Annotated in this window: 21 protein-coding genes; 10 read left to right on the forward strand and 11 right to left on the reverse strand. The window is 38.8% G+C overall.

All coding sequences use genetic code 11. From position 1 onward, the window contains the following. Positions 1–95 precede the first annotated feature (95 nt). From CFH81_08930 to hisH, 6 genes are all read right to left on the reverse strand, one after another. A complete protein-coding gene (locus tag CFH81_08930; GenBank protein DAB40309.1) occupies positions 96–1,655 on the reverse strand; it encodes a 2-isopropylmalate synthase in 1,560 nt (519 codons plus the stop codon). Positions 1,656–1,950: 295 nt separating this feature from the next. Next, on the reverse strand, positions 1,951–2,667 hold the full coding sequence (gene pssA, locus CFH81_08935; GenBank protein DAB40310.1) for a CDP-diacylglycerol--serine O-phosphatidyltransferase: 717 nt from the start codon (positions 2,665–2,667) through the stop codon (positions 1,951–1,953). Between the two features lie 3 nt (positions 2,668–2,670). Further along, positions 2,671–4,641 carry a cell division protein FtsH gene (locus CFH81_08940; protein DAB40311.1) on the reverse strand — a complete coding sequence of 657 codons (1,971 nt, stop codon included), beginning with the start codon at positions 4,639–4,641 and terminating at the stop codon, positions 2,671–2,673. 82 nt (positions 4,642–4,723) lie between these two features. Further along, positions 4,724–5,539 carry a 50S ribosomal protein L11 methyltransferase gene (locus tag CFH81_08945; GenBank protein ID DAB40312.1) on the reverse strand — a complete coding sequence of 272 codons (816 nt, stop codon included), beginning with the start codon at positions 5,537–5,539 and terminating at the stop codon, positions 4,724–4,726. Continuing rightward, positions 5,536–6,252: a 1-(5-phosphoribosyl)-5-[(5-phosphoribosylamino)methylideneamino]imidazole-4-carboxamide isomerase gene (gene hisA / locus CFH81_08950; protein DAB40313.1), complete on the reverse strand. Its 717-nt coding sequence runs from the start codon at positions 6,250–6,252 to the stop codon at positions 5,536–5,538. The genes CFH81_08945 and hisA overlap by 4 nt, the downstream gene beginning before the upstream one ends. A gap of 104 nt (positions 6,253–6,356) precedes the next feature. After that, entirely contained in the window at positions 6,357–6,968 is a 612-nt protein-coding gene (gene hisH, locus CFH81_08955; protein ID DAB40314.1) for an imidazole glycerol phosphate synthase subunit HisH, read from the reverse strand. A gap of 130 nt (positions 6,969–7,098) precedes the next feature. Here hisH and CFH81_08960 point away from each other — a divergent pair, with 130 nt between their 5' ends. The 6 genes from CFH81_08960 to CFH81_08985 all read left to right on the forward strand — a co-directional run bounded on the left by CFH81_08960 (position 7,099) and on the right by CFH81_08985 (position 12,770). Continuing rightward, positions 7,099–7,989: a hypothetical protein gene (locus tag CFH81_08960; GenBank protein DAB40315.1), complete on the forward strand. Its 891-nt coding sequence runs from the start codon at positions 7,099–7,101 to the stop codon at positions 7,987–7,989. Further along, positions 7,950–8,885, forward strand: coding sequence for a hypothetical protein (locus tag CFH81_08965; GenBank protein ID DAB40316.1), 936 nt, complete (start codon positions 7,950–7,952; stop codon positions 8,883–8,885). The genes CFH81_08960 and CFH81_08965 overlap by 40 nt, the downstream gene beginning before the upstream one ends. Then, entirely contained in the window at positions 8,882–9,967 is a 1,086-nt protein-coding gene (locus tag CFH81_08970; protein ID DAB40317.1) for a glycosyl transferase, read from the forward strand. Before CFH81_08965 ends, CFH81_08970 begins: the two co-directional genes overlap by 4 nt. An 18-nt stretch (positions 9,968–9,985) precedes the next feature. Next, entirely contained in the window at positions 9,986–10,648 is a 663-nt protein-coding gene (locus tag CFH81_08975) for an acylhydrolase (protein DAB40318.1), read from the forward strand. Between the two features lie 8 nt (positions 10,649–10,656). After that, positions 10,657–11,658 carry a lipopolysaccharide biosynthesis protein gene (locus CFH81_08980; GenBank protein DAB40319.1) on the forward strand — a complete coding sequence of 334 codons (1,002 nt, stop codon included), beginning with the start codon at positions 10,657–10,659 and terminating at the stop codon, positions 11,656–11,658. Between the two features lie 65 nt (positions 11,659–11,723). Continuing rightward, positions 11,724–12,770, forward strand: a complete 1,047-nt coding sequence (locus tag CFH81_08985) for a hypothetical protein (GenBank protein ID DAB40320.1) — start codon at positions 11,724–11,726, stop codon at positions 12,768–12,770. Between the two features lie 22 nt (positions 12,771–12,792). Here the strand turns inward: CFH81_08985 and CFH81_08990 are convergent, their stop codons facing one another. Then, positions 12,793–13,596, reverse strand: a complete 804-nt coding sequence (locus CFH81_08990; protein DAB40321.1) for a hypothetical protein — start codon at positions 13,594–13,596, stop codon at positions 12,793–12,795. 23 nt (positions 13,597–13,619) lie between these two features. Here CFH81_08990 and CFH81_08995 point away from each other — a divergent pair, with 23 nt between their 5' ends. Next, positions 13,620–15,365 carry a hypothetical protein gene (locus CFH81_08995; GenBank protein ID DAB40322.1) on the forward strand — a complete coding sequence of 582 codons (1,746 nt, stop codon included), beginning with the start codon at positions 13,620–13,622 and terminating at the stop codon, positions 15,363–15,365. 127 nt (positions 15,366–15,492) lie between these two features. On the opposite strand, the gene CFH81_09000 is transcribed toward CFH81_08995, so the two are convergent. The 3 genes from CFH81_09000 to CFH81_09010 all read right to left on the reverse strand — a co-directional run bounded on the left by CFH81_09000 (position 15,493) and on the right by CFH81_09010 (position 18,763). Continuing rightward, complete coding sequence (locus tag CFH81_09000; GenBank protein ID DAB40323.1) at positions 15,493–16,050, reverse strand: hypothetical protein; 558 nt, start codon at positions 16,048–16,050, stop codon at positions 15,493–15,495. 68 nt (positions 16,051–16,118) lie between these two features. Then, positions 16,119–16,349, reverse strand: coding sequence for a cbb3-type cytochrome oxidase assembly protein CcoS (gene ccoS, locus CFH81_09005; protein DAB40324.1), 231 nt, complete (start codon positions 16,347–16,349; stop codon positions 16,119–16,121). Further along, positions 16,349–18,763, reverse strand: coding sequence for a heavy metal translocating P-type ATPase (locus tag CFH81_09010; protein ID DAB40325.1), 2,415 nt, complete (start codon positions 18,761–18,763; stop codon positions 16,349–16,351). The genes ccoS and CFH81_09010 overlap by 1 nt, the downstream gene beginning before the upstream one ends. 60 nt (positions 18,764–18,823) lie before the next feature. Between CFH81_09010 and CFH81_09015 the strand changes: the two genes are divergently transcribed. From CFH81_09015 to murI, 3 genes are all read left to right on the forward strand, one after another. After that, positions 18,824–19,213, forward strand: coding sequence for a hypothetical protein (locus CFH81_09015; protein DAB40326.1), 390 nt, complete (start codon positions 18,824–18,826; stop codon positions 19,211–19,213). Between the two features lie 99 nt (positions 19,214–19,312). Beyond that, a complete protein-coding gene (gene rho, locus CFH81_09020; GenBank protein DAB40327.1) occupies positions 19,313–20,632 on the forward strand; it encodes a transcription termination factor Rho in 1,320 nt (439 codons plus the stop codon). A 171-nt stretch (positions 20,633–20,803) separates the two neighbouring features. Then, positions 20,804–21,604, forward strand: a complete 801-nt coding sequence (murI, locus tag CFH81_09025; protein DAB40328.1) for a glutamate racemase — start codon at positions 20,804–20,806, stop codon at positions 21,602–21,604. Between the two features lie 13 nt (positions 21,605–21,617). Here the strand turns inward: murI and trpS are convergent, their stop codons facing one another. Then, positions 21,618–22,580 (reverse strand): tryptophan--tRNA ligase, encoded by a 963-nt coding sequence (trpS, locus tag CFH81_09030; protein DAB40329.1) that lies wholly within the window; start codon positions 22,578–22,580, stop codon positions 21,618–21,620. Position 22,581 lies beyond the last annotated feature (1 nt).

Consider the following 22,581-nt stretch of genomic DNA (forward strand, 5'->3'; position numbering starts at 1 on the left):
CATTCTAAACTCGTTTCAGAATCTCCCTGTGGTTCACGTGAGAAATGATTTTGTTAGACAGATAGAGATTCCGGATCGTAGTCCAAAATGACGTGTTAGATCGTTTCTGAACTGTCCGTATGACGCAACTTTAATTTTCCTTCCATGCTCAAATAGCTGTTAAGTGCCCCAATATAAGCTCTTGCACTTGCCAACATCGTATCAAGGCTTAAGCCATGACCTATGATGGCCGGCTCATTGTCGTTAAACATGACCTTCACCGTGACATTTGCCAAAGCATCTTTGCCTTCTGATACAGATTTGACTTTATAGTCAAGAAGTTTTCCCTGATAGCCGGTGATTCTGTCGATTGTTTTGAAGACAGCATCGATGGTACCATTGCCGATACCCGCATCAGTAATCTCTACTTCATTGTGTCTGATGGTAACAGCCGCGCTTGGCACGCCTCCTGTGGAGTCCATCAGCTGCATGGCGACCAATTCAAATGTTTTTTCAATAGTGGTCATTTCGCTGGTGACTAACGCTCTTATGTCGTCGTCATACACTTCTTTTTTCTTATCTGCCAACTCTTTAAAACGTTCAAATACGCCGTTAAGCTCTTCTTCGCTTACCATAAAGCCAAGTTTGGCCAATTTGTCTTTGAAGGCTGCACGGCCCGAATGTTTACCTAAAACCAAGGTGTCTTGCATGTCGAGCCCGATATCTTCGGGACGTATGATTTCATACGTTGATTTATTTTTAAGCATACCGTCTTGATGAATACCGCTTTCATGTGCAAAAGCATTTTTTCCGACAATAGCCTTATTTGGCTGAGGCTCTATACCCGTAATATTGGCTATCAAGCGGCTTGTTGGATAGATCTCTCTGGTATTGATATTAGTATCAAATCCTGCAAAAATATCGGAGCGGGTTTTAAGTGCCATAACGATCTCTTCAAGCGCTGCATTTCCTGCTCTTTCGCCTAAACCGTTAATCGTGCACTCTACTTGTCTAGCACCGTTCATAATACTTTCTAGGGAGTTGGCTACGCCCAAACCCAAGTCGTTGTGGTTATGCACAGAGATGATGGCTCGACCTTTGGTGTACTCACTCATCTCCTTGACCATCGCGCCGATTTCAAAGGGAAGCCTGAAGCCTACAGTGTCGGGTAAATTAATTGTGCTTGCGCCGACACTGATGACTGCATCGACAATCTCTTTCATGAACCCTATGTCCGAGCGGCCGGCATCTTCACAGCTGAACTCTACATCCTCCACAAAAGTACGTGCATATTCTACGGCTCTGACGGCTCTTTTGATCACTTCATCGGGTGTCATTTTAAGTTTGTATTCCATGTGAATAGGGCTTGTTGCGATGAAGGTGTGAATTCTTTTCATCTTGGCTGCTGCTACAGCTTCTCCTGCCGCTTTGATATCCCCATCAACCGCACGCGCCAAAGAACATACGGTAGAGTTTTTGACTCGTTGTGCGATCTTGCTTACCGCATCAAAATCTCCCGGGCTTGCAGCAGCAAAACCCGCTTCGATGATGTCGACTCCCAATCGTTCAAGCTGCGCTGCGATTTGGATTTTTTCTTCAGTATTCATTGAGGCGCCCGGACTCTGTTCGCCGTCTCTTAATGTTGTGTCAAATATTTTAATGATCTCTTTACTCATTATGTGTTGCCTTTATCTGTTGAGGTGCTCTTGTGTGCACACTATTGCACCGGTTATTCTATCAAAAGATAACTCAGTGTTATAACTTGTATTTATCTAATTTTACCCAAATATAGGTTACTAGAAACTAATATGAAAAATTGTATTTGTTGAAAAATATTATAAAGAGAGCAGCAGAAGAGTGTTATCTTTTTTGAAAGTGGTATAGATATAATGGCTGGCGATTTTCATAATAACTCCTCTAAGATTTTGAAACATTATATAAAATTTAAAAAATAATGTCAAGGGATACAAATTATCGTTTTCTATTTATCTTTCGGGAATTAAGATTTCTTACTGCGCGGAATGGGCCATAGCCAATATACGCTAAAATGATCAGAGCAAATCCTTCTGCACTAAACAGATAAAGCAATGAGGCAGCAAGAGTAAGTGCAATAAATGTTTTAAAAAGCATAGATTTATTTATATGGATTTTTTTAAAAGAGGGGTAGCGTATATTGCTCACCATCAGTACTGCTACGCCAAGCGAAAGAAAGAGTAGTAAAAAGGCGTATGTATCTAAATGGTATTTATAAAAAAGCAGCACCCATATGGAGATAAATATCGCAGCGGCAGGAATGGGGAGTCCGATAAAAATGTTGGGATCATTTTTGGAAGCGGTTATATTGAATCGCGCCAAACGAATCGCGCCAAATATGACATAGAGCGCCGATACCACTATCCCAAATCGACCGAATTCATGTCCGATATAAAAATAAAGCAGCATTGCAGGCGCCATTCCAAAAGAGACAATATCGGCCAAAGAATCAAACTCTGCACCAAATTTGCTTGTCGTGCCGGTTAAGCGCGCTATTCTGCCATCAAGCCCATCAAAGACAAGCGCTAAAAGAATAAGCCAGGCTGCTACCGTAAAATTTCCGCTGCTGGCTTTGATGATGCCAACCACACCTACAAAAATACTGCCTGCAGTAAAAAGATTGGGCAGGAAGTAGGTGAGGCTTAGTCTGTGCATCGATTAACCTTCATTGTTTGTTGTTTCTGTTTCCGATTCTTTGTGCGCAGGCGCTTTGGTATGAGCCAAACGGCTTTGCATATGATTTTCTTTTTCAAAGGTGTCTATGATCTCTCGCACTTTTGTGCCCTCGATCACTTCAATATCCAATAAAATGGTAGCCATTTTAACGATAGCGTCATGGTAATCGTTTAGTGTATTTTTAACATAAGCATATCGCTCGTTAAGTGTTTGCTTGATATGGCTGTCTATCTGTTCTGCCATTTTTTCACTATAGTCCGTAGAGATCATGCCTCCGCCAAGGAAGGAGTTTTGACTTCTTTTGAGTACCATAAGGCCTGCCACGTCGCTCATTCCATATACAGAGATCATATCTTTAAGAATAGCGGTTGCTCTATCAAGATCGTTACCTGCACCTGTACTTATCTCACCTATGAAAACCTCCTCTGCGGCGCGTCCGCCAAGAAGCACGTCTATTTCAGCTAAAAGTTCATGTTTTTGTTTCAAAAATCTATCTTCTTCATCGGGAAGATGAAGCGTGTACCCCAAAGCTCCAAGCCCTCTTGGGATAATAGAAACTTTTGTAACACGCGTCGCGCCTTTGGTGAGTTCTGCCATGAGCGCATGACCGCTTTCATGATACGCAACGATTTTTTTCTCTACATCGGAGATTTTTCTGTTTTTCTTTTCAAGTCCCACAAATGCTCTCTCTATAGCTTCAAGCAAATCTTCCTGTTCAATCTCTTTTTTGTTAAACCGTCCTGCAAGAAGTGCGGCTTCATTGATAATGTTTGCCAAGTCTGCACCTGCAAGTCCTGCGGTTTGTTTGGCGACGATTTCCAAATCCACATTTTTGGCAAGCTTGACACCTTTGCTGTGTACTTTCAGGATGGCCAAGCGGCCTTCATAGTCAGGCTTGTCTACAAGCACTTGTCTATCGAAACGTCCCGCTCTAAGCAGTGCCGCATCAAGAATTTCAGGTCTGTTGGTTGCGGCCAGGACAATGACGGGGGTATCGGTACCAAATCCGTCCATCTCTGCAAGAAGTTGATTGAGGGTTTGCTCTCTTTCGTCGTTTCCTCCCATTTGACCCCCGCTGGCACGGCTTTTTCCGATAGCATCTATTTCATCGATAAAGATAATGGAAGGCGCTTCTTTTTTGGCCTGTGCAAAAAGGTCGCGCACACGGCTTGCGCCCACACCTACGAACATCTCTATGAAAGATGAACCGCTTACAGAAAAGAAGGGTACCGAAGCTTCACCTGCTACCGCTTTTGCCAACAATGTTTTGCCGGTGCCCGGAGGACCTACAAGCAAAAGGCCTTTAGGTATTTTGGCACCAAGCTCAATATATCTTTCCGGATATTTAAGAAAATCGACGATTTCTTTCACTTCATCTTTTGCTTCTTCGACGCCTTGCACATCATCAAATTTGGTATCCGGTTTTTCGGAATTGATAAGTTTGTCGGCTTTTCCTGCACCCAAAATACCTCCGCCCATACCTTTTGACATTTTGTTTGCCAGAAAGATCCAGATCGCAAAGAAGATAAGAATAGGCAACAGCATACTGATAATTTCAGAGAACCATCCGCTTCCCATAACACCTTCGTAGGTTATTTTTTTCTCTTCTAAAAGAGGGATAAGATCTTTGTCGTAAGTAGGTACGTTTTGTGCCACATAACGTATTTTCTGTCCTGAAGTTTCAGCAATGGCTTCAACGGTAGAAGGAGTCAATTTGACACTGCTAATGTTTCCTTGCTCGATCTGCTCTTTGATTTGTGAATATTTCACATGCTTGGTTTGAGAAATATTGCTTTGCAGTACACTCCCAATCCCTTCGCTCTCGCCCACAAAAGATTTAAAAAGCATAATAAGCACGATAGAAAAAATTGCAAAAGCAAGCAAGGGATTGTTGTTAAAAAAATTTTTATTATTTTGGTTTTGGTTTTTGTTGTTTTGATTTGGATTAGCCATTAACGTCCTTTTTTATTTGTTGGAACACATGCAGGGTTTTGCCCTGTTGACTGCCCGGCAGGCAGCACACCCATGCGACCGGTTATTTTTGATAGACAAGTGTGACCCACTCATCTTTTAATATTCTTTTAACTTGTGTAAACTCTTTGAAAGATTCAGACACTAAATCCTCCTTTTTATCCAAAATACCTGAAAGTATCAAATAGCCGCCTTCTTTTGCGGCAGATTTAAGATCTTTTGCTATAAATCTTAACACATCTGCGATGATATTGGCAATAACGATATCATAAACACCTATCGCCTTATCGATAGAACCTTCCCACACTTTGTCGTATGTTTCTTCGTTGAGCTTAAAGTTCTCCTTGCAGCTGTCTACACTAAGGGGATCTGTGTCGCACAGTTCGACGTTGGCGCCGAGTTTTTTACAGGCCAATCCCAGTATCCCCGAACCGCATCCCACGTCGATGACATGCTGTCCTTTGGAGACATACTCGCTAATCACTTCCAGGCAAGAAAATGTGGTCGCATGATGTCCCGATCCAAATGCTAAAGCAGGATCTATCTTGATATTGATTTTGTCTGGTTTGGGCTCATACCAGCTTGGAAAAATATAAAACTTCCCCGCTTCTATGGGTTCAATAGAGTCTTGATAAGCTTTAATCCAGTCTTTGTTTTCTTTTACTTCAAGGGTAAACTCCATCGCAATAGTATCACCCAATGTCGCCGCGAATGATACTAAAGCATCTTTAACGAAAGTTAAATCATTTTCGCTGCGTACGATTATTTTGCCTTTGTCCAGCTCAAGACCGTCATCATAAATGTTTGCGACAAAATCAGCAATAAAATCCACAAACTGATCATCAAGCGTAACGGTAAGTTCGTTATAGGTATCGTTCATTGTACGTTCCTTGTTAAGCGAAATGCTTCTGTAAGATCAAGCGTGCCCTCATAAAAGGCTTTGCCGACAATAGTTCCATGCACGCCCGCTTTGATGAGTCGTTTGATATCTTCGATATCTTTGAGCCCGCCGCTAGCAATCGTCTCCACGCCTGAAGCTTTGGCGATCTCCAAAGTAAAATCAACATTGACACCGCTTAGCATCCCGTCTCTGCCGACATCGGTGCAGATAATTGCCTCTACTCCGGCATGAGCGAACTCTTTGGCCAAATCGGTAGCCTTCATGGTGCTCACTTCTGCCCAGCCTTCCACCGCTACCATGCCGTCAATCGCATCAATGCCTACGACGATAGGATATTTGGCGGCCATTTCTTTGACAAACTGCGGATTTTTGACGGCTACCGAACCCAAAATCAGTCGATCGACGCCCAAATCAAGGTACATTTTAATCGTTTTTTCATCGCGAATACCTCCGCCGAGCTCCAGTTTTAGGCTGCAGTTTTGACGGATCTTTTTAATCTGTTCAAGATTTTTGGGCTCACCCGCAAAAGCACCGTTGAGGTCAACAAGGTGTACCCACTGGCTGCCCAGTTCTTCAAATTTTTTAGCTACTTGCCAGGGCTCATCAGAGTATATTTTTGCTGAATCCATTAAGCCTTTGCTTAGTCTTACGGCTTTACCGTCTTTAAGGTCTATGGCCGGAAGTATGGTCATTTGACACCTCGTGTCAAATGACGTGAAGAGCAAAGCGTGAAGAGCGAAGCGTTTTGGTATGCATTGCTTTGCAATGCTTTTGTTTGATGTTGCATATTTTCCCTTTATAGTTTTACAAAATTTTCTATGATTTTAAGTCCATTTTCATGGCTTTTTTCTGGGTGCGGCTGTATGCCAAAGATATTACCGTTTTGTACAGCGCTCACAAACGCATATCCGTAATGAGTTTTTCCTACAGCATAGGCATCGTCACATTGGACATGATAAGAGTGTACAAAGTAAAGATAAAACGCATCCGGCAATCCTTTGAAAAGCGGCGTTTCTTTTTGTTTGAACAGCTCATTCCATCCCATATGCGGCACTTTTCGGGGATGGTCAAACCGGCTTTCATCAAATGCTGCTACTTTTCCCGGTATGAGCCCAAGCCCTTCATGCGACCCAAACTCCTCGCTGCTCTCAAAAAGCAACTGCATCCCCAGGCAGATACCAAGAAGGGGTTTGCCGCTGTGCGCAAAGCGTTTGACCGCTTCATCCATGCCGTTGGATTTGAGGTGCTTCATAGCATCACCAAAAGCACCTACGCCGGGCAAGATAAGTTTATCGTACTGATCCAATTTGCCGGGATCGCTTTCTAACGTGACGGCAGCACCTACGTTGGCAAACGCATTGATGACAGAAGCAAGATTGCCCATCTTGTAATCAACAATTCCAATCACGATAAAACTCCTAATGTATATAAAGTGTTGTGATTATAGCAAATTAAATTGAAAGGTGTCGTCCACTATGGACGTCCTTTAGCCTATTTGGGTAAAATAAACTTTAATTTATCATCAAAATAAGGTGAACATGAGAGAGAAGATTGAGTATCAGGCAGTAAAATTACTTTTATGGTTTGCAAAAGTTTTACCAAAATCGTTTGTTTATGGTTTGATGTATTGGCTGACGCTCTTGGTTTATCATACAGACGCAAAAAGACGTCTTTTGACTCTCAACAATCTTGCATTGGCATTTCCTGAAAAAGAAGAGAAAGAGATAGAAAGAGTATCTAAGGAAGTATATAGTGAGCTTTCAAAGACCATTGCCGAAATTCTATTGATGTTTGCAGACAGATTTGATATAGACGAAGCAGTCGTAAATAAAGATGAAGCGATAGAGAAGCTCCAAAGGGCGATACAAGACAGCCCTCGAGGCATCATAGCTATGACAGCACATTTTTCCAACTGGGAGCTTTTGGCACATTTTTTGGCAAAACACGGTTTGCCGATGCTGGTGGTCGGACGGGAGGGGAATAATAAACTGATCGAAAATAATATTACCCAGCCGTTTCGCAAACGATACGGCAATGATACAACAACCAAAAAGAAAGCGATACTGTCTATGGTAAAAAGATTAAAAAGCGGGGGGAATGTGGGTATTTTGATTGATCAAAAAGCGGGAGGCCCTAATGCTGTCGAAGTGGATTTTATGGGCAAGCCGGCTCAAACCATCACCTCTCTTGCGACGCTCAAGCAAAAATTAGATCCCAAGATCATTCCTTTTTTTGCAGCGAGAGTTGCAAACGGAAAATATAGAATTATCATGCAAGAGCCTGTGGAATACAATGCTCAGGAAGAACAAGAAGAAGAAAAAAAGATAGAAAAAATGACTGCCAAATATAATGAAGTTATGGAGTCTGTTATTAGGCAGTATCCGTCCCAATGGTTTTGGATGCACAACCGCTGGAGAGTGGTGTTTTGATAAAAAAAGTATTGATACTCAGTGACGGCAGGGCAGGGCATGTCAGCCAGTCGGTGGCTTTGGCAAAATATGCAGGAGCAACGTATGATATTGTCCAAGTTGCGTTTAAGTCAAAAGCGGCAAAATTGCTTTCGATGATTTTGGATGCATGCCATGTATATACCCAGCATATCTATGATGAGTATAAAATACCGGAATCTGACTATGATGCTGTTGTTTCGGCAGGTTCAAGTACCTATTATCTCAATAAGACTATTTCGAAAAAGCTGCATGCTAAATCCATAGCGATGATGCTGCCAAAAGGGTACCGATATGATTTTGATGTGATTTTTGCACAGCATCATGATGCGCCGCCTTTTAAAGACAATATTGTTCAAATTCCTGCAAATTTTGCCTATGTGGAGCCTGGAGGGATTTATAGGGCAAAAAGGCCATCTATCGGCATTGTGATCGGGGGCGACAATAAGTATTTCACATTTTCCAAAGAAAAGCTCAAGCTGCAGCTAAGCTGGATCAAGCAGCATTTCAAAGGGTATGAGATTGCCGTTACGACTTCGCCGAGGACATCAAAGGAAATTGATGCGCTGATCAAAAGCAGCGGCTTTGATTATACGGTGATTTATTCAGAAAATCCTGTAAACCCGATACCGGATTTTATCAGCCGGTGCGAAACGGTATGTATCACATCCGATAGCACTTCGATGGTTTCAGAAGCTCTCTGTGCAGGCAAAGCAAATGTCATGATCTTGCCTTTGGAGAGCAAAAAAGAAAACAAGTTTACGCGGTTTATCAAATCATTGCAAAAACAAGGCTATGTGCATATCTTTGACGGGACATTTAAGCCGTGCAGCAAAAAAATAGATTTTTGCCGTTACGCCAAGGAGGCTAAATTATGAGAATCGTACAGTTGCTGCCCGAACTCAACGAAGGCGGAGTGGAACGGGGCGTTGTTGATTTAAACAGGGAGTTTATTAAAAAAGGTATTGAAAATATTGTTATAAGCAACGGCGGTATCTTAGTAGATCAAATTTTAAAAGATGGCGGCAAACATATACAACATGATATATGCAGTAAAAATATATTTACCGTTCCCTTAAGAGTGTTTAGGTTAAGAAAGATACTTAAAAAGATAAATCCGGATATCATCCATGTACGAAGCAGAGTTCCCGCCTGGCTTGTATATTTTGCAAATAGATCATTAAAGTTTAAAGTTGTGAGTACCGTACATGGTTTTAATAGTGTAAATTTTTACAGCAAGATCATGACGATGGGCGATCATGTGATTTGCGTGAGCGGAGCTATCAAGTCTTATGTCCAAGAGCATTATCATACGGCTGATGAAAAGATCACGATAATTTCAAGAGGTATAGATCTGGTCAAATTTAATCCGGAAAATATTGATAAAGATTTTATCAAACAGTTTTCTAAGCAGTATGGGCTAGAAGGGAGATTTGTTGTATCAGTAGTAGGGCGGATTACACAGCTCAAGGACCACCAAACGTTTATTCGCGCGATTGCACTTTTAAAGCACGAAAACCCCACGATAGCAGGCTTGATCGTTGGTGGTGCGCATGAAGACAAACAAGGTTATTTTGATGGGCTTAAAAAATTGGTTGGCCAATTGGGAGCGGATGAAAATATCATTTTTACCGGATCCCAGGATAAGGTAGCAGAGATTTATACCTTGAGCGATGTGGTCGTGAGTAGTTCCAAAAAGCCCGAAAGTTTCGGCAGAAGTGTTGCCGAAGCCTTGGCGCTCAATACGCCCGTTGTTGCTACTGCTCACGGCGGGGTTTTGGATATCATTATCGAGGGAGGAAACGGCTTTTTTTATCCTGTGGGAGATGCTTATGGGTTGGCAGAAAAGATCATGGCGTGCCGTACTCTGAAGTTTGACGGATATGATTATGTTTCTAAATTTTTTTCTCTAAAGCAGATGGTAGAGAAGACGTTAGCGGTTTATAAGGATAAGTTGTGATGATTAAAAAGGTACGATATGGCTGAAATATTAGCATTGGGTGATTGCAACACAGCGGGTGTAGGTGATTTGTATGCTCAATCCTATCCAGAATTGTTTGCAAAAAAGATTGGAAAAAACGTAAAAAATTGTGGGTATACAATGTCTACCACAAGGGAAATGATACATTTTTTTAATAACAATTTTACGAAAGATACAGAGATAATTTTAATACAATATGGCTTGGTTGATTCGTGGAAAACGTTTAAATATTCTCCCTATGTGTTGTACTATCCAGATACGACAGCCAGAAAATTTTTTAGAAAATTAGTAAAAAAATATAAAAAAATCTGTAAAAAATTAGGTTTAAATGAATTGCTTGGCGTTAAAAATGTTGTTGATTTGGATGAATACAAAAAGAATATCGAATATGTTATTGAGAAAGCAATAGGGCGTAAAATTTTTTTAATTGATACAATTCCAAATCAAGAAACCTTTAGAAACAATGAAATACAAAAATACAATGAAATAATGAAGATATTAAGCTTGAAGTATCAAAATGTTTTTAAAGTAAATACATATTATGATTTTGAGGGTCAGAAAAAGTTTTATTTGGATGAAACACATATGAATGCTGAAGGAATTAAATTAATAACTGACAACATTTTAACAGTTTATGTAGACACAATAAGTTTACAATAGGCGAATATATGACAGTTGTGCAATTTTTAGCATCAAAGGGACGAGGAGGACTAGAGAGTATCTTTTCAGATTTATGCCTTGCCCTCAGTGCTCACGTTAAGCTTCATGTGATTGTGTTTAAAGATAGTGATGTTTTATCAACTTTGGATAATCGTGTGCAAATCCATCTATTGTCTTCTTATTCTAGTAGATTTAATCCTTTATTGTATTTTGAACTTTTCTTGCTGCTTAAAAAAATTAAACCCGATCTTGTGCATACTCATGGCGCCAAAGCAACAGAGATTATGTACCATCTTTCACAAATATTGTTTTTTAAACAGATTGCAACGAAACATAATGCCAGAAAAGGAAACATTTTTAATAAGATCAAATATGTTACAGCGGTCTCTATGGATGTGGCGAAAAGCATTGCAAGCGATCATGTTAAAATTGTTTACAATGGTCTGATGCTCCAAGCTATTCCAAAAGGGAAAATAACGCATAAAAGATTTACAATTCTTGCCGTGGGACGACTTGACAAAATTAAAGGTTTTGATATTTTAATTAAAGAGTGTGCGAAGCTGGAATTTGATTTTTTGCTTCAAATTATTGGTGAAGGAGAAGAGAAGATTTCACTTCAGAGTTTGATTGATGATTTTGGATTAAATGAAAAGGTGAAACTGTTAGGCTTTCGAAAAGATATTCCATTAATGATGCACAATTCTGATGTGGTTGTACTAAGTTCACATAGTGAAGGTTTTAGCTTGGTGATGATTGAAGCACTTTTTTATGCGAATTCGTTTATCTCAACTAGAGTTAGCGGTGCTACCGAAATTTTAGATAGTCAGTTTTTAATTAATGGATGGGATGTGGCCGAAAAGATTAAAGATGTATATCTCAATTATGATCTTTATAAAAGTGATTTTATGCATTTGAAAAAAAAATTGCAGAAAAAATTCTTACTGCAAAACATCATAGAGCAGTATCTAAACATATATCAAAAAGTTTTACATGAAAAGAAATTTAAATAAGTATGATAAAAATTATGACAATGACTTAAGCAAATAAAATAATTTTTATAAACAAAGAGAAGAAAATGGTACTTAAAATATTAAAAATTACAGATAGCAAGCCGGGGCATGTTACGGTTAGCGATGGTGTTATTGAGGGAATACGGAAGAATTATGCAGTTGAAACTATTGAGATGAATGTGAGCCTAAGGATAAAATTTTTTTCTCATATTTTAAAATTTATATTTAATAACAATTGGTTTTTTAAAAAGATTTTACTTCATGATTGGACTATGACATTTTTTTATAAATATAATCACAGGCCAAATCAACAAATTCATTTGATTGTTTCAACAGGAGGAGACACCGCATTCATGAATATATGGCTAGCAAATATGTTAAATGCAAAAAATATTTTTTGCAGTAGTTTGAGGGGGATTAAGCCCGAACATTTTTCTCTTATTGTTAGTACTTTGGAACTTCATCTAAAAAATAGCATCACGCTTGAGAGTGCACCAACAAAAATTGGAACAAATAATATTTCTAAAGATGTCATACAATTTTGTGAAGAAAAAAGCATTAATAAAAAACAAAAATATTTTGTTTTGTTGATTGGAGGTGATGGCGCCGGATATAGATACACAAAAGAAGATTATGAGAATTTAGTTAAAAATTTTATGAAATTAGTACTTAAAAATGGTGCTAAAGGACTCATTACTACTTCTAGAAGAACCGGGAAAAAGAATGATATATTTCTTTATGAGCAGTTTTCAAGGCATAATGACCATATTGCGCATAGTGTTTATTTTTCTAAAAATCCAGAAAAGGTTGTTGCTGTTTATCTTGAACTCGCATCGGCTATTTTTGTAACTGAAGAAAGTGGTTCCATGATAACAGAGTCATTATTTTGTAAAAAACCTGTATTTACTCTTTATCCAAGACGAATTAGAGAGCAAAAAAGATATAAATTATTTCTAGATGATTTACGAGATAAAAAAAGAATTGTAAGCTTTGCCATACAAGATGATTTGGCTGCTCAGAATATACAGAGTTTTTTGTTTTTATATCTAGAAAAAACACCCATTGATGATTTGGCTGAAAAAATTCGTCCTTTTATTTTAAAATGCTTTTGAAATTAAAAAGCAAGCAACCTTCCTATTCTTTTTTGTAGTAATAATAAAGTATAGTTTTCATACGTTTATCATAAAAATATTTCTTTTTTTTGATGCTTTTTATCGCATTTCTATCTTTAAATTCTACACTTTTCCATGTATGATAGACAATATCTTTTGGAATGATAGGCTCTAAGTAGGTTTTAATAAAAGGGTAAAGAGAAGAGTTAAAGGAAATTGCCTCAGAATGTTGTTTTGCAATTTGAATTTTAATGCGGTTTGCCTCTTCTTTTAATAGCTTATTATTATTTGTTGATAACATTTGATCAACAGGATTATTGAATAAATAGTAAGAGGTATGAAACCCGGCATCGCTAATTTTTTTAAGTTTTTCGCTTTGCAATGAACTCTCAAAAATAATAATTGATTTAATATGATAACGTTCATCGAGATAATTTAAATGATTCAGGATTAGGTCTATATTCTTATCGGATACATTTTTAACATCCATCCATATTTTTTTAATTTTGTAAGGTTTGATTTTTTTTAGATAGGTTTCAAACGTTGTTCCGCCAAGGTCTTCCTTGTCGTGTCCAATTTCAAAGCAAGATATGCTATTGTCCTTTGTTTGAAAAAAAAGATCAAGTTCAAACGATCGAATACCACTCTCTAAAATGCTATTAAGTTTGGTAAAACTATTCACTTCATGTGGAACCATCCGGCCGTCAAGCTTTTGTGCCAATAAATCCTCAATATTCTTTTTTTGAGAGATATGTTGAAATGACGCTAATAATAATTTAAAAATAACAAGTATTAGAAAAATAGAAAAAACAATTTTTTTAATCAATAACTTTCCTTGTGCGCTAAAATATGCAAATCAGTGCTATAATTATACTCATAATTAATTTTTTTATACATCAAAAGATTTTATTACTGACAAAAAAAGAATGCTATCAAGGCGTAGGAAAATACTCAATGCTCTGCTTAAAATACAAAGAAAAAAGTTTTTTTTGTTTTAAAAAATCATTATTGATGAGCTTAATATATTCGTCTGCGGTTACTTTGATTTTGTTGGGAATGGATAAATTATATTCGACTAGCAATGAATTTTTTTTATTTGATATAACACGAAGAGAAAGTTATAAAGTATTTTTTTTGATATTAATGCTCTCAATGATATCAAAACCAAAAATCAGATTGTCGATTATATCAATTTTATTATTATTTTCATTTTTTCAGTATATGCATTATGAGTATTTTGGTAAAAACATTGGTGCTATAGAATTTTATTTATTCTTTACAAATACGCATGAAGTTTTTGAAACACTAAATACAATGTGGAATATGGCTTTTGTACCAATTTCAATCGTTTTGGTTGCTTTTGTTTTAATTTATTTTATAGATGTAAAGTTTGGTTCAAAAGTTTTCAAATATAAGTATGGATTGCATATCTTATTGGTAGGTATTTTGTTGCTAATAAGTCAATTATTTTATTTTGCAAATATAAAACAAGATGGGTTTCGGCATAAAGATGGTAAGTTAATTTACCCAATAACCAATAGACATTCTGCGAGAAATTTTTTTGTAAGTATGAATTATTTTATTGCAGGAATTATGCCCAAGAAATTTTTTTCTCAAACTCAAACATTTCAAATTTTAGAAAAGCCAAAACTTGTTATGAGTGACACAAATAGAACAATTATATTAATAATAGGAGAAAGTCTTCGGTATGATGTGTTTTCTTTATACGACAATAAATTAACCCCAAAATTACAGTCATTAAAAACTGAACCTAACTTCTTTGCTAAAAAAATTTATTCAGGCGGCACGATGACAAAAGTATCTGTAGCTACATTGTTGAATAGATTACAATACCCATCTTCATTGGAACAAATTAACAATGAAGACAATTGTATATTTAAATTGGCTAAAGAAAATCATTTTGGCACCTATTTTGTTTCGGCGCATGACAATAAGGCCCTTGAAGACATGAGAGATACGATGTGTCCAAAATATATCGATACAATGCTTTCTCGAGATATGTTTAAAAATTATATTGTTCCGTCTGGCTATGATGTAGATTTGAAAAAAATATTATCTAAATTAAATATTCTCAACCAAAACAATTTTATAGTCTTGGAGCAGAGAGGATCGCATGCTCCTTATGAAAAGCAATATCCTGCTGAGTTCAATAAATATACCCCTTATGAAAATACAGCATTTTATACAGATTATACACTTTATGATTTAATACAATATATAAAAAATAATACACTACAAGAAATTTTTATATTTTACGTTTCAGATCATGGCGAATTATTAGGCGAGGATGGTAAAAATGGGCACGGACATTTAGAAAAAAATGTATATGAAATTCCCTTTATAATGTATACAAACAGTAAAAACAAAGAAACAGAAAAGATATTTAAAAACATAAGAAGTCATTATGATCTTTCAAATTACATTACATTACTGCTAGGGTATGAAGTCGATTTAAACATGGATGAGGATAGAGAGATTTATATTCTCAATGCTGATTTAGAAGGATTTTCTGGTTATGGCAAAATAAGAATTATTGATAATAAAGAAGAGCAAATAGAAGTACTGTACAATTAGAAAGTTTATATAAATAGATTAAATAAAATTCAATGTTTTTATGCAATATATTGAACATTTCCTTTTTAGATTTAATTACCTTGAAATTTTTTTGTTTGGCTTTGCAGGAAAAAGACAAAACCTTAGCCTAAAAGCTAAGCTTCATCCCGCCGTAAAAGCTGTTATTGAAGGTTCTGTCTACATCTTCATAGTCTGTTTTTATGTTTCTATACCCTGCAAACACATGGATTTTTGAGATCACTTCCATATCGGCTTCGGTTCTAAACTCCGAGTAGCTGTCTCCGTCTGAGAAAGTCAGTACAGAAGGTGCGTAGGCAAAACTAGCCATCAGTGATGTCGGAGGAATGGTGTCGTTGAAAGGAAGCCTGTAGGCTGCTTTGGCCATCAAGGGAAATGCTATGAAATCATCTGCAAAAACAAATTTAGCTCCCAGACCCAGAGTGAGGCCTTCTATTCCCTGGAGGCTGTTTTCGCCGCTTACGCCAAATGCGGTAAGGCCGTCTCCGTCGCTGTTGAGATAGCTTGCATGCATCATATACGTGGTGCTGCTGGAATAATCAACCAGCACATTGAGATTTGCAGTTCCAAAAAGTTCAAAATCTTCGTTATTGATATCTATTCCAATACTATTTTCAGCCTGTAATAAACCACCCACTAAAAGCAAAGGCAATAATAATTTTTTCATCTATAAATCCTTTTCATATTTTTTTCATTTCAATGATAGCACAGAATTGCTTTGAATCGATAAATGATTTAATCTGCCGGCATACCTTTTTCTTTCTTTTGTTTTTCGCGGGCTTTCTTTTTTTCTTCTATCATCGCTGCGTCCCGCAGATCTTCTTCGTTGTCATAGCGTGCCGCATCGAGAAATTTGGATTGGTCGTCAAACTGACCGGTTTTAACACCCCAAAGCAGTGCGATGAGACCCAATGCCCCTAAAAATGTAGAAACACTCAGCATTAAGATCATAATATTTTCAGACATCAAAGCCCCTTTAATTTCATCATTTTGATACGCAGCGAGTTGCCTACTACAACCAAAGAGCTTAAACTCATAGAGAGTGCCGCTACAAGAGGATTGACAAATCCAAGTATAGCAAGCGGTACGGCCACTGTATTGTAAAGCAAGGAGAAGGCAAGATTCTCTTTGACTGCCCTGAAAGTGCGGTTAGAGATAGCGTAGGCTTCATAAATACTTTGGGGTTTTTCATCCATCAAAACAACATCGCTGACCCCGATAGCGATATCTGCTCCGCTTCCCATGGCTATGGCGATATCTGCCTTGCTAAGGGCAAGGGTATCATTGATTCCGTCTCCCGCCATGACTATGATGTGGCCTTGTTGATGAAATCCATCAATAAGGTTCGCCTTGTCGGCAGGGAGAAGTTTGGCATAGACTTCTTCTATCCCTACGGCGTTGGCGACATGGTGTGCGCTTTGTTCGTGGTCTCCGGTGAGCATGACGACCTTGATACCCATTGCTTTGATAAGCGCAATGGCTTTGGCAGCATTTTCTCTGATCGTATCGCTCAGTTCAAATCGTGCAACAAGCTTGCCGTCGATGGCGAAGAAAAAAAGAGAATACATACTCTCATAAGCTACTTTTATTTGTGCCTCATTCATAAAATTGAGGTTTCCTCCCCTGAGCTTTGAACCCTGATGAACGGCCTCAATGCCTTTGGCTTCAATACTCTTAATCTCTTCAAGGGGAAATTCGTGAAGCATCTCGTAATGGCTTTCAAGATAGTTGACGATGCCTTGGCTGATGGGGTGATTGGAGGTGTGTACGAGTGAATAGAGCAGATCAGGATTAAACCCTTCAAGGATCTCGGCATTTATGACCGAAGGTTTGCCTTCAGTGATAGTGCCTGTTTTATCAAGTGCCAGAAGATTGCTTTTTGCCATGGTTTCCAAAAAGGTCGCTTCCTTGAAAAGGATACCTCTTTTGGCAGCCATAGAGATACCGACAAGCGTGGACATGGGTGTTGCAAGGCCCAAAGCACAAGGACAAGCGATGACAATGACGGAAATGCTGATGATAAGTGCTTGTTCGAAACTTCCGCCATACAGATACCACCCTGTAAAAGTGGCAAGAGCAATCAAGAGAATGACACTGGAGAAATATCCTGAAATTTCATTGGCAAGCTGTTCGATTTTTGGTTTTTTGGTAATAGATTCTTCTAGAAGCTTTACGATAGAATGAAGCAAAGAATGAGAAGCATCTTTGGTGGCCTCATAACGCAATGCGGAGTCCAGGCAGATCGAGCCGCTGAGGATTTCGTCCCCTTCTTTTTTGTAGACAGGTTCATTTTCTCCGGTCAGGGAGCTCTCGTCAAAGGAGCCTTGGCCGGATACAATGAGTCCGTCTATAACGACTTTTTCTCCGGGTTTGAGTTCTATAAGGTCTCCGGTAACAATATTTTCGATACTTACAAGGCTTTTGATGCCCTCTTTGATCAAAGTGACTTCCGTCGGTGTGCTTCCCATGAGCGTATCAAGTGTATCGACAGCCTGCTTTTTGCTCAATACTTCCAAATATTTTCCGACCAAAACAAACGTAATAATCATCGCCACGGAATCAAAATAGACTTCCCCGGTCCGCGTTAGCATCGCGTAAATAGAATATATGTATGCAAAAAGCGCCCCCGAGGCAACCAGGGTGTCCATGTTGACCATTCTGTTTTTGTATCCGTAATAAGCCCCGCGAAAAAAAATCCATCCGCTGTAAAAAAGCACAGGTGTTGCCAAAATGAATTCGGCAAAATTGAGAATATCTTTAAACTCCTGCTTGATGCCTGTAGAATATCCGGCATACTGGGCTATGGCAATCCACATAATATTCATCGTGCTAAACACTCCCACCAGAATGCGCGAATAATACTCTTTGCGTGTTTTTATTGCACGTTCTTCTTGCAGTTTGGGGTCATAGGGATAGGCATTGTAGCCGATAGAGCGAATGGTTTGGATGATTTGCGAAAGTTTGATGATCTGAGGATCCCAGAGTATTTTGGCTTTGTTGTTGGTGTAGTTAATGTTTGCCTCAATAACACCTTCGGTTCTGTGCAGTACTTTTTCATTGAGCCACACACAGGCAGAACAGTGGATGCCTTCAATGATGAGGTTAATCTCCCTGATTCCGTCCTCATGGGTCGTGATATATTTGTTCGCAAAACCTTCTAAATCAAATTTTTCCACATCATTAGCTTGGTTTTTTGCAGGCTGAAGCACCGTATCCCCAAGTTTTTCGTAAAAGCTGTCAAGTCCTTCATTTTGAAGAAGATGATAAACTCCTTGGCATCCTTTGCAGCAAAAATGAAGTGTCTGCCCATGATGCTGTTCTGCTATCATCACCTCTTCATTAAATTTGAGATTGCAATGTGCGCATGCGATTTGTGCCAAGTATGGTCCTTAGAAAATATCAATGGGGCTTATTTTATCTAAATATGAGTAAAATCCCGCATGGAAATAGTATTATTATGGACTTTTATTCTAATCGGCTTAGAGCTTCTTGAAGCATTTTTGCAGCGCGCAAATACACTAGGAGGAGTACTCCAAAATCTCTACAGATATTATGAAAAAAGTATTTTTCTTTTTTTCTTGGCGCATCCGGGATTTTATTTTGTGCTATTTGTGGCGCTTTATAGCAATATACTCAATGCGGGCATGATTTCTATCATTGCTTTTAAGGTGTTTGATATTTTTTATAAAATTGAACTGATAAAACAGATTTTTATTCAAAAAAAAGTTTCAAAAGAAATGGCGGCAATGCTGGAGTGGAAAATACCTCTTTGGTTTTTCTTTATCGGAGCATCCGTCTATCCTCTTTTACTCTTTTACGCATTAAGTTGACTTTTTAGCTTAAAAGGATTATAATACTTTCACTACATACTTAGTGTTATCGTTTCACTAGAGTATATCTCCATTTATATCACAAACTCAAGAGGATCCATGAGCGACCAAAAAAAATCAAACACCACCACTAAAAAAAATAGAACGCACATACCGGTTGAAGGTTACAAAATAGAGGATCTTCAGCAAAAACCGCTTACAGAACTTATCACCATTGCCAAAGAGATTGAAGTTGAAAACCCCAATGAGTATCAACGCAAAGACCTTATTTTTGAAATTTTGAAATCACAGGTAAGCCAGGGCGGATTTATCCTGTTTACCGGCATTTTGGAAATTATGAATGACGGCTATGGATTTCTTCGTTCTATCGATGGAAACTTTGCAAACTCAAGCAACGATACGTATGTAAGCAGTACGCAAGTGAAGCGTTTTGCATTAAGAAACGGAGATATCGTCACAGGCCAGGTGCGTCCGCCTAAAGATCAAGAGAAGTATTATGCGCTTCTTAAAATAGAGGCGATTAACTATCTTGCGCCTGAAAAATCCAAACAAAGACCGCTTTTTGATAACCTCACCCCGCTTTATGCCAATGAAAAACTCAAACTCGAATATAACCCCATGAAACTCACGGGCCGCGTACTTGATCTTTTTACTCCTATAGGAAAAGGACAAAGAGCTTTGGTGGTAGCTCCGCCTCGTACGGGTAAAACGGAACTGCTCAAAGAACTGGCACACGGTATTACCTATAACAATCCTGATGCATCGCTTATGGTACTGCTTGTGGATGAAAGACCCGAAGAGGTGACTGATATGCAGCGTTCGGTTAAGGGAGAAGTATACAGTTCCACGTTTGATTTGCCTGCACAAAATCATGTTAGAACAGCAGAAATGGTGATAGAGAAAGCCAAAAGACGCGTAGAGATGGGCAAAGATGTTGTTATTTTGCTTGATTCCATTACAAGACTCGCCAGAGCCTACAATACAGTAACACCGAGTTCAGGGAAAGTGCTTTCGGGAGGGGTGGATGCCAATGCCCTGCATAAACCAAAACGATTCTTTGGTGCTGCAAGAAATATTGAAGAGGGGGGCAGTTTAACCATTATTGCCACCGCGCTTATCGATACAGGAAGCCGTATGGATGAGGTTATTTTTGAAGAGTTTAAAGGTACAGGAAACTCTGAAGTGGTTTTGAGCCGCTATGTTTCTGAAAGACGTATCTACCCGGCGATTGATGTCACAAAGTCCGGCACCAGAAAAGAGGAATTGCTCACAGATCCTGAAACATTGCAGAAAGTCTGGGCACTGAGAAATGCAATGCAGAACATGGAAGAGGTCGAAGGGTTAAAATTCCTTTTCTCTAAAATGCTGAAGACAAAATCTAACGAAGAATTTCTTTCTATGATGAATGAGGGCGCTTAATTTTTAAGCAGTTTTATTCTGAGGCACTAGCCGAAGCTTTAGTGAGATGAATTGGAGTGCGGCTTTGCTGCACTCCAAGAAGAAGGGTTTTGGGTTCTGAGGCACTAGCCGAAGCTTTAGTGAGATGAATTGGAGTGCGGCTTTGCTGCACTCCAAGAAGAAGGGTTTTAAATGAAAATAGGTGTTTTTGACTCCGGACTTGGCGGCTTGACTGTGGTTAAAGCGATTGCCGCACTTATTAAAGGCGCAGAAATCTATTATGTGGCCGACACCAAGCATGCGCCTTACGGAGAAAAAACTCCTGAGCAAATCGTGCAATACAGCTTCGATATCGCGCAATATCTTATCGAGAAGCATCAGATTGATGCTTTGATCGTGGCATGCAACACGGCAACTTCAGCTGCTATTAAGCAGTTGCGGGAACATTATCCCTCATTGATCATTCTGGGAACGGAACCGGGAATTAAACCTGCCATACAATGCACTAAAACCAAAAATATCGGAGTATTGGCTACCCCTGCAACACTCAAAGGAGAGAAGTATCAGCAGCTTGTTTCTGTTTTGTCGGCTCAGGCCCATGAAGATATAAAACTTTTTGAGCAGGCATGTCCAGGGTTGGTGGAGCAGATAGAAAAAGGGGAAACACAAAGTGTAAAGACCAGAGAGATGTTAACGGCATGGCTGACACCGATGTTGAAAAACCATGTGGATACCATCGTTCTAGGATGTACACACTATCCTCTCGTGGAATCGTTGATCAAAGAGATTATGCAACATAAAATACAGCTTATACAAACCGGAGGCGCCATAGCAAAACATTTGCTTTTCCAAAGCGAAGCCAAAGGGCATATCAATTCGGGTCCTTTGCGAATATTTCTCTTCGCCACGGGAGAGATACAAACGCAAATCATTGATCAAATCATCAAGCATCATGAACCGCTTGAGAAAATCGAAATAGAAAGCAAGCAATAAAGGCCTAAAATTTTTAAATCAATCCTACAGCTTCTCTGACTTTTTCCATTTTTGTCGAAGCAATGGCTCTGGCTTTTTTTGCACCTTCGTTCAGGATATCATTGACTTCGTCCATGTGAGTTAAATAGTAAGCTCTTCTCTCTCTGGCATGCGCAAGTTCTTCCCAGATCAACTCTTTGAGGTATTTTTTGAAATGTCCGTATCCCTCCTTGCCGCTTTTGTAGCGTTCTTGAAGTTCCAGTTTTTGTGCATCATTTAAAAAAAGTACAGCCAAATCATAGATGTGACACCCTTTATATTCGATAGGGTCGCCCAGGGGAGTTGAAGAACTGATAATCTTGTTGCATCTTTTTTGCAACTCTTTCTCTTCCATAAACAAATCGATAGCATTGTCGTAACTTTTACTCATCTTTTGTCCGTCTATCCCGGGAATTGTTGCAACTTCTTCCTGAACAAGATGCTCAGGAAGTATAAAAAGATCTCCGTATTCATTGTTGAATTTTACGGCGATATCTCTTGTCATCTCCACATGCTGGATCTGGTCTTTTCCTACGGGCACTTTTTGGGTATCAAGCAAAAGAATATCTGCAGCCATCAGTACAGGGTAAGAAAAAAGTGCATGACTTGCAGGAATGCCTTTGGCAATTTTGTCTTTATAGCCATGCGCACGCTCAAGCAATCCCATGGAGGTAAATTTGGAAAGTATCCAATAGAGTTCCAGTACTTCCGGCACATGGCTTTGCACCCAGAAAGTAGTTTTTTGAGGATCAATGCCCAAAGAAAGATAATCCACAGCCGCTTCGATGGTATTTTGTTTAAGTGTTTTGGCATCTTTGGAAGAGGTTAGGGAGTGGTAGTTGGCAATAAACGTAAAAAGCTCATGCTCCTCTTGGAGTTCAACCATAGGCTTCATCGCTCCGAAATAATTCCCTATGTGAAGTTTTCCGGAAGCTTGGATTCCTGTAAGTACACGCATC

This window comes from Sulfurovum sp. UBA12169, assembly GCA_002742845.1.
Lineage (GTDB): Bacteria > Campylobacterota > Campylobacteria > Campylobacterales > Sulfurovaceae > Sulfurovum.

Coding starts and splice junctions, on each gene's coding strand:
- CFH81_08930 (DAB40309.1), bottom strand. CDS start 1,655: ATGAGTAAAGAGATCATTAAAATATTTGACACAACATTAAGAGACGGC.
- pssA (DAB40310.1), bottom strand. CDS start 2,667: ATGCACAGACTAAGCCTCACCTACTTCCTGCCCAATCTTTTTACTGCA.
- CFH81_08940 (DAB40311.1), bottom strand. CDS start 4,641: ATGGCTAATCCAAATCAAAACAACAAAAACCAAAACCAAAATAATAAA.
- CFH81_08945 (DAB40312.1), bottom strand. CDS start 5,539: ATGAACGATACCTATAACGAACTTACCGTTACGCTTGATGATCAGTTT.
- hisA (DAB40313.1), bottom strand. CDS start 6,252: ATGACCATACTTCCGGCCATAGACCTTAAAGACGGTAAAGCCGTAAGA.
- CFH81_08960 (DAB40315.1), top strand. CDS start 7,099: ATGAGAGAGAAGATTGAGTATCAGGCAGTAAAATTACTTTTATGGTTT.
- CFH81_08965 (DAB40316.1), top strand. CDS start 7,950: ATGGTTTTGGATGCACAACCGCTGGAGAGTGGTGTTTTGATAAAAAAA.
- CFH81_08970 (DAB40317.1), top strand. CDS start 8,882: ATGAGAATCGTACAGTTGCTGCCCGAACTCAACGAAGGCGGAGTGGAA.
- CFH81_08975 (DAB40318.1), top strand. CDS start 9,986: ATGGCTGAAATATTAGCATTGGGTGATTGCAACACAGCGGGTGTAGGT.
- CFH81_08980 (DAB40319.1), top strand. CDS start 10,657: ATGACAGTTGTGCAATTTTTAGCATCAAAGGGACGAGGAGGACTAGAG.
- CFH81_08985 (DAB40320.1), top strand. CDS start 11,724: ATGGTACTTAAAATATTAAAAATTACAGATAGCAAGCCGGGGCATGTT.
- CFH81_08995 (DAB40322.1), top strand. CDS start 13,620: ATGCAAATCAGTGCTATAATTATACTCATAATTAATTTTTTTATACAT.
- CFH81_09000 (DAB40323.1), bottom strand. CDS start 16,050: ATGAAAAAATTATTATTGCCTTTGCTTTTAGTGGGTGGTTTATTACAG.
- ccoS (DAB40324.1), bottom strand. CDS start 16,349: ATGTCTGAAAATATTATGATCTTAATGCTGAGTGTTTCTACATTTTTA.
- CFH81_09015 (DAB40326.1), top strand. CDS start 18,824: ATGGAAATAGTATTATTATGGACTTTTATTCTAATCGGCTTAGAGCTT.
- rho (DAB40327.1), top strand. CDS start 19,313: ATGAGCGACCAAAAAAAATCAAACACCACCACTAAAAAAAATAGAACG.
- murI (DAB40328.1), top strand. CDS start 20,804: ATGAAAATAGGTGTTTTTGACTCCGGACTTGGCGGCTTGACTGTGGTT.
- trpS (DAB40329.1), bottom strand. CDS start 22,580: ATGCGTGTACTTACAGGAATCCAAGCTTCCGGAAAACTTCACATAGGG.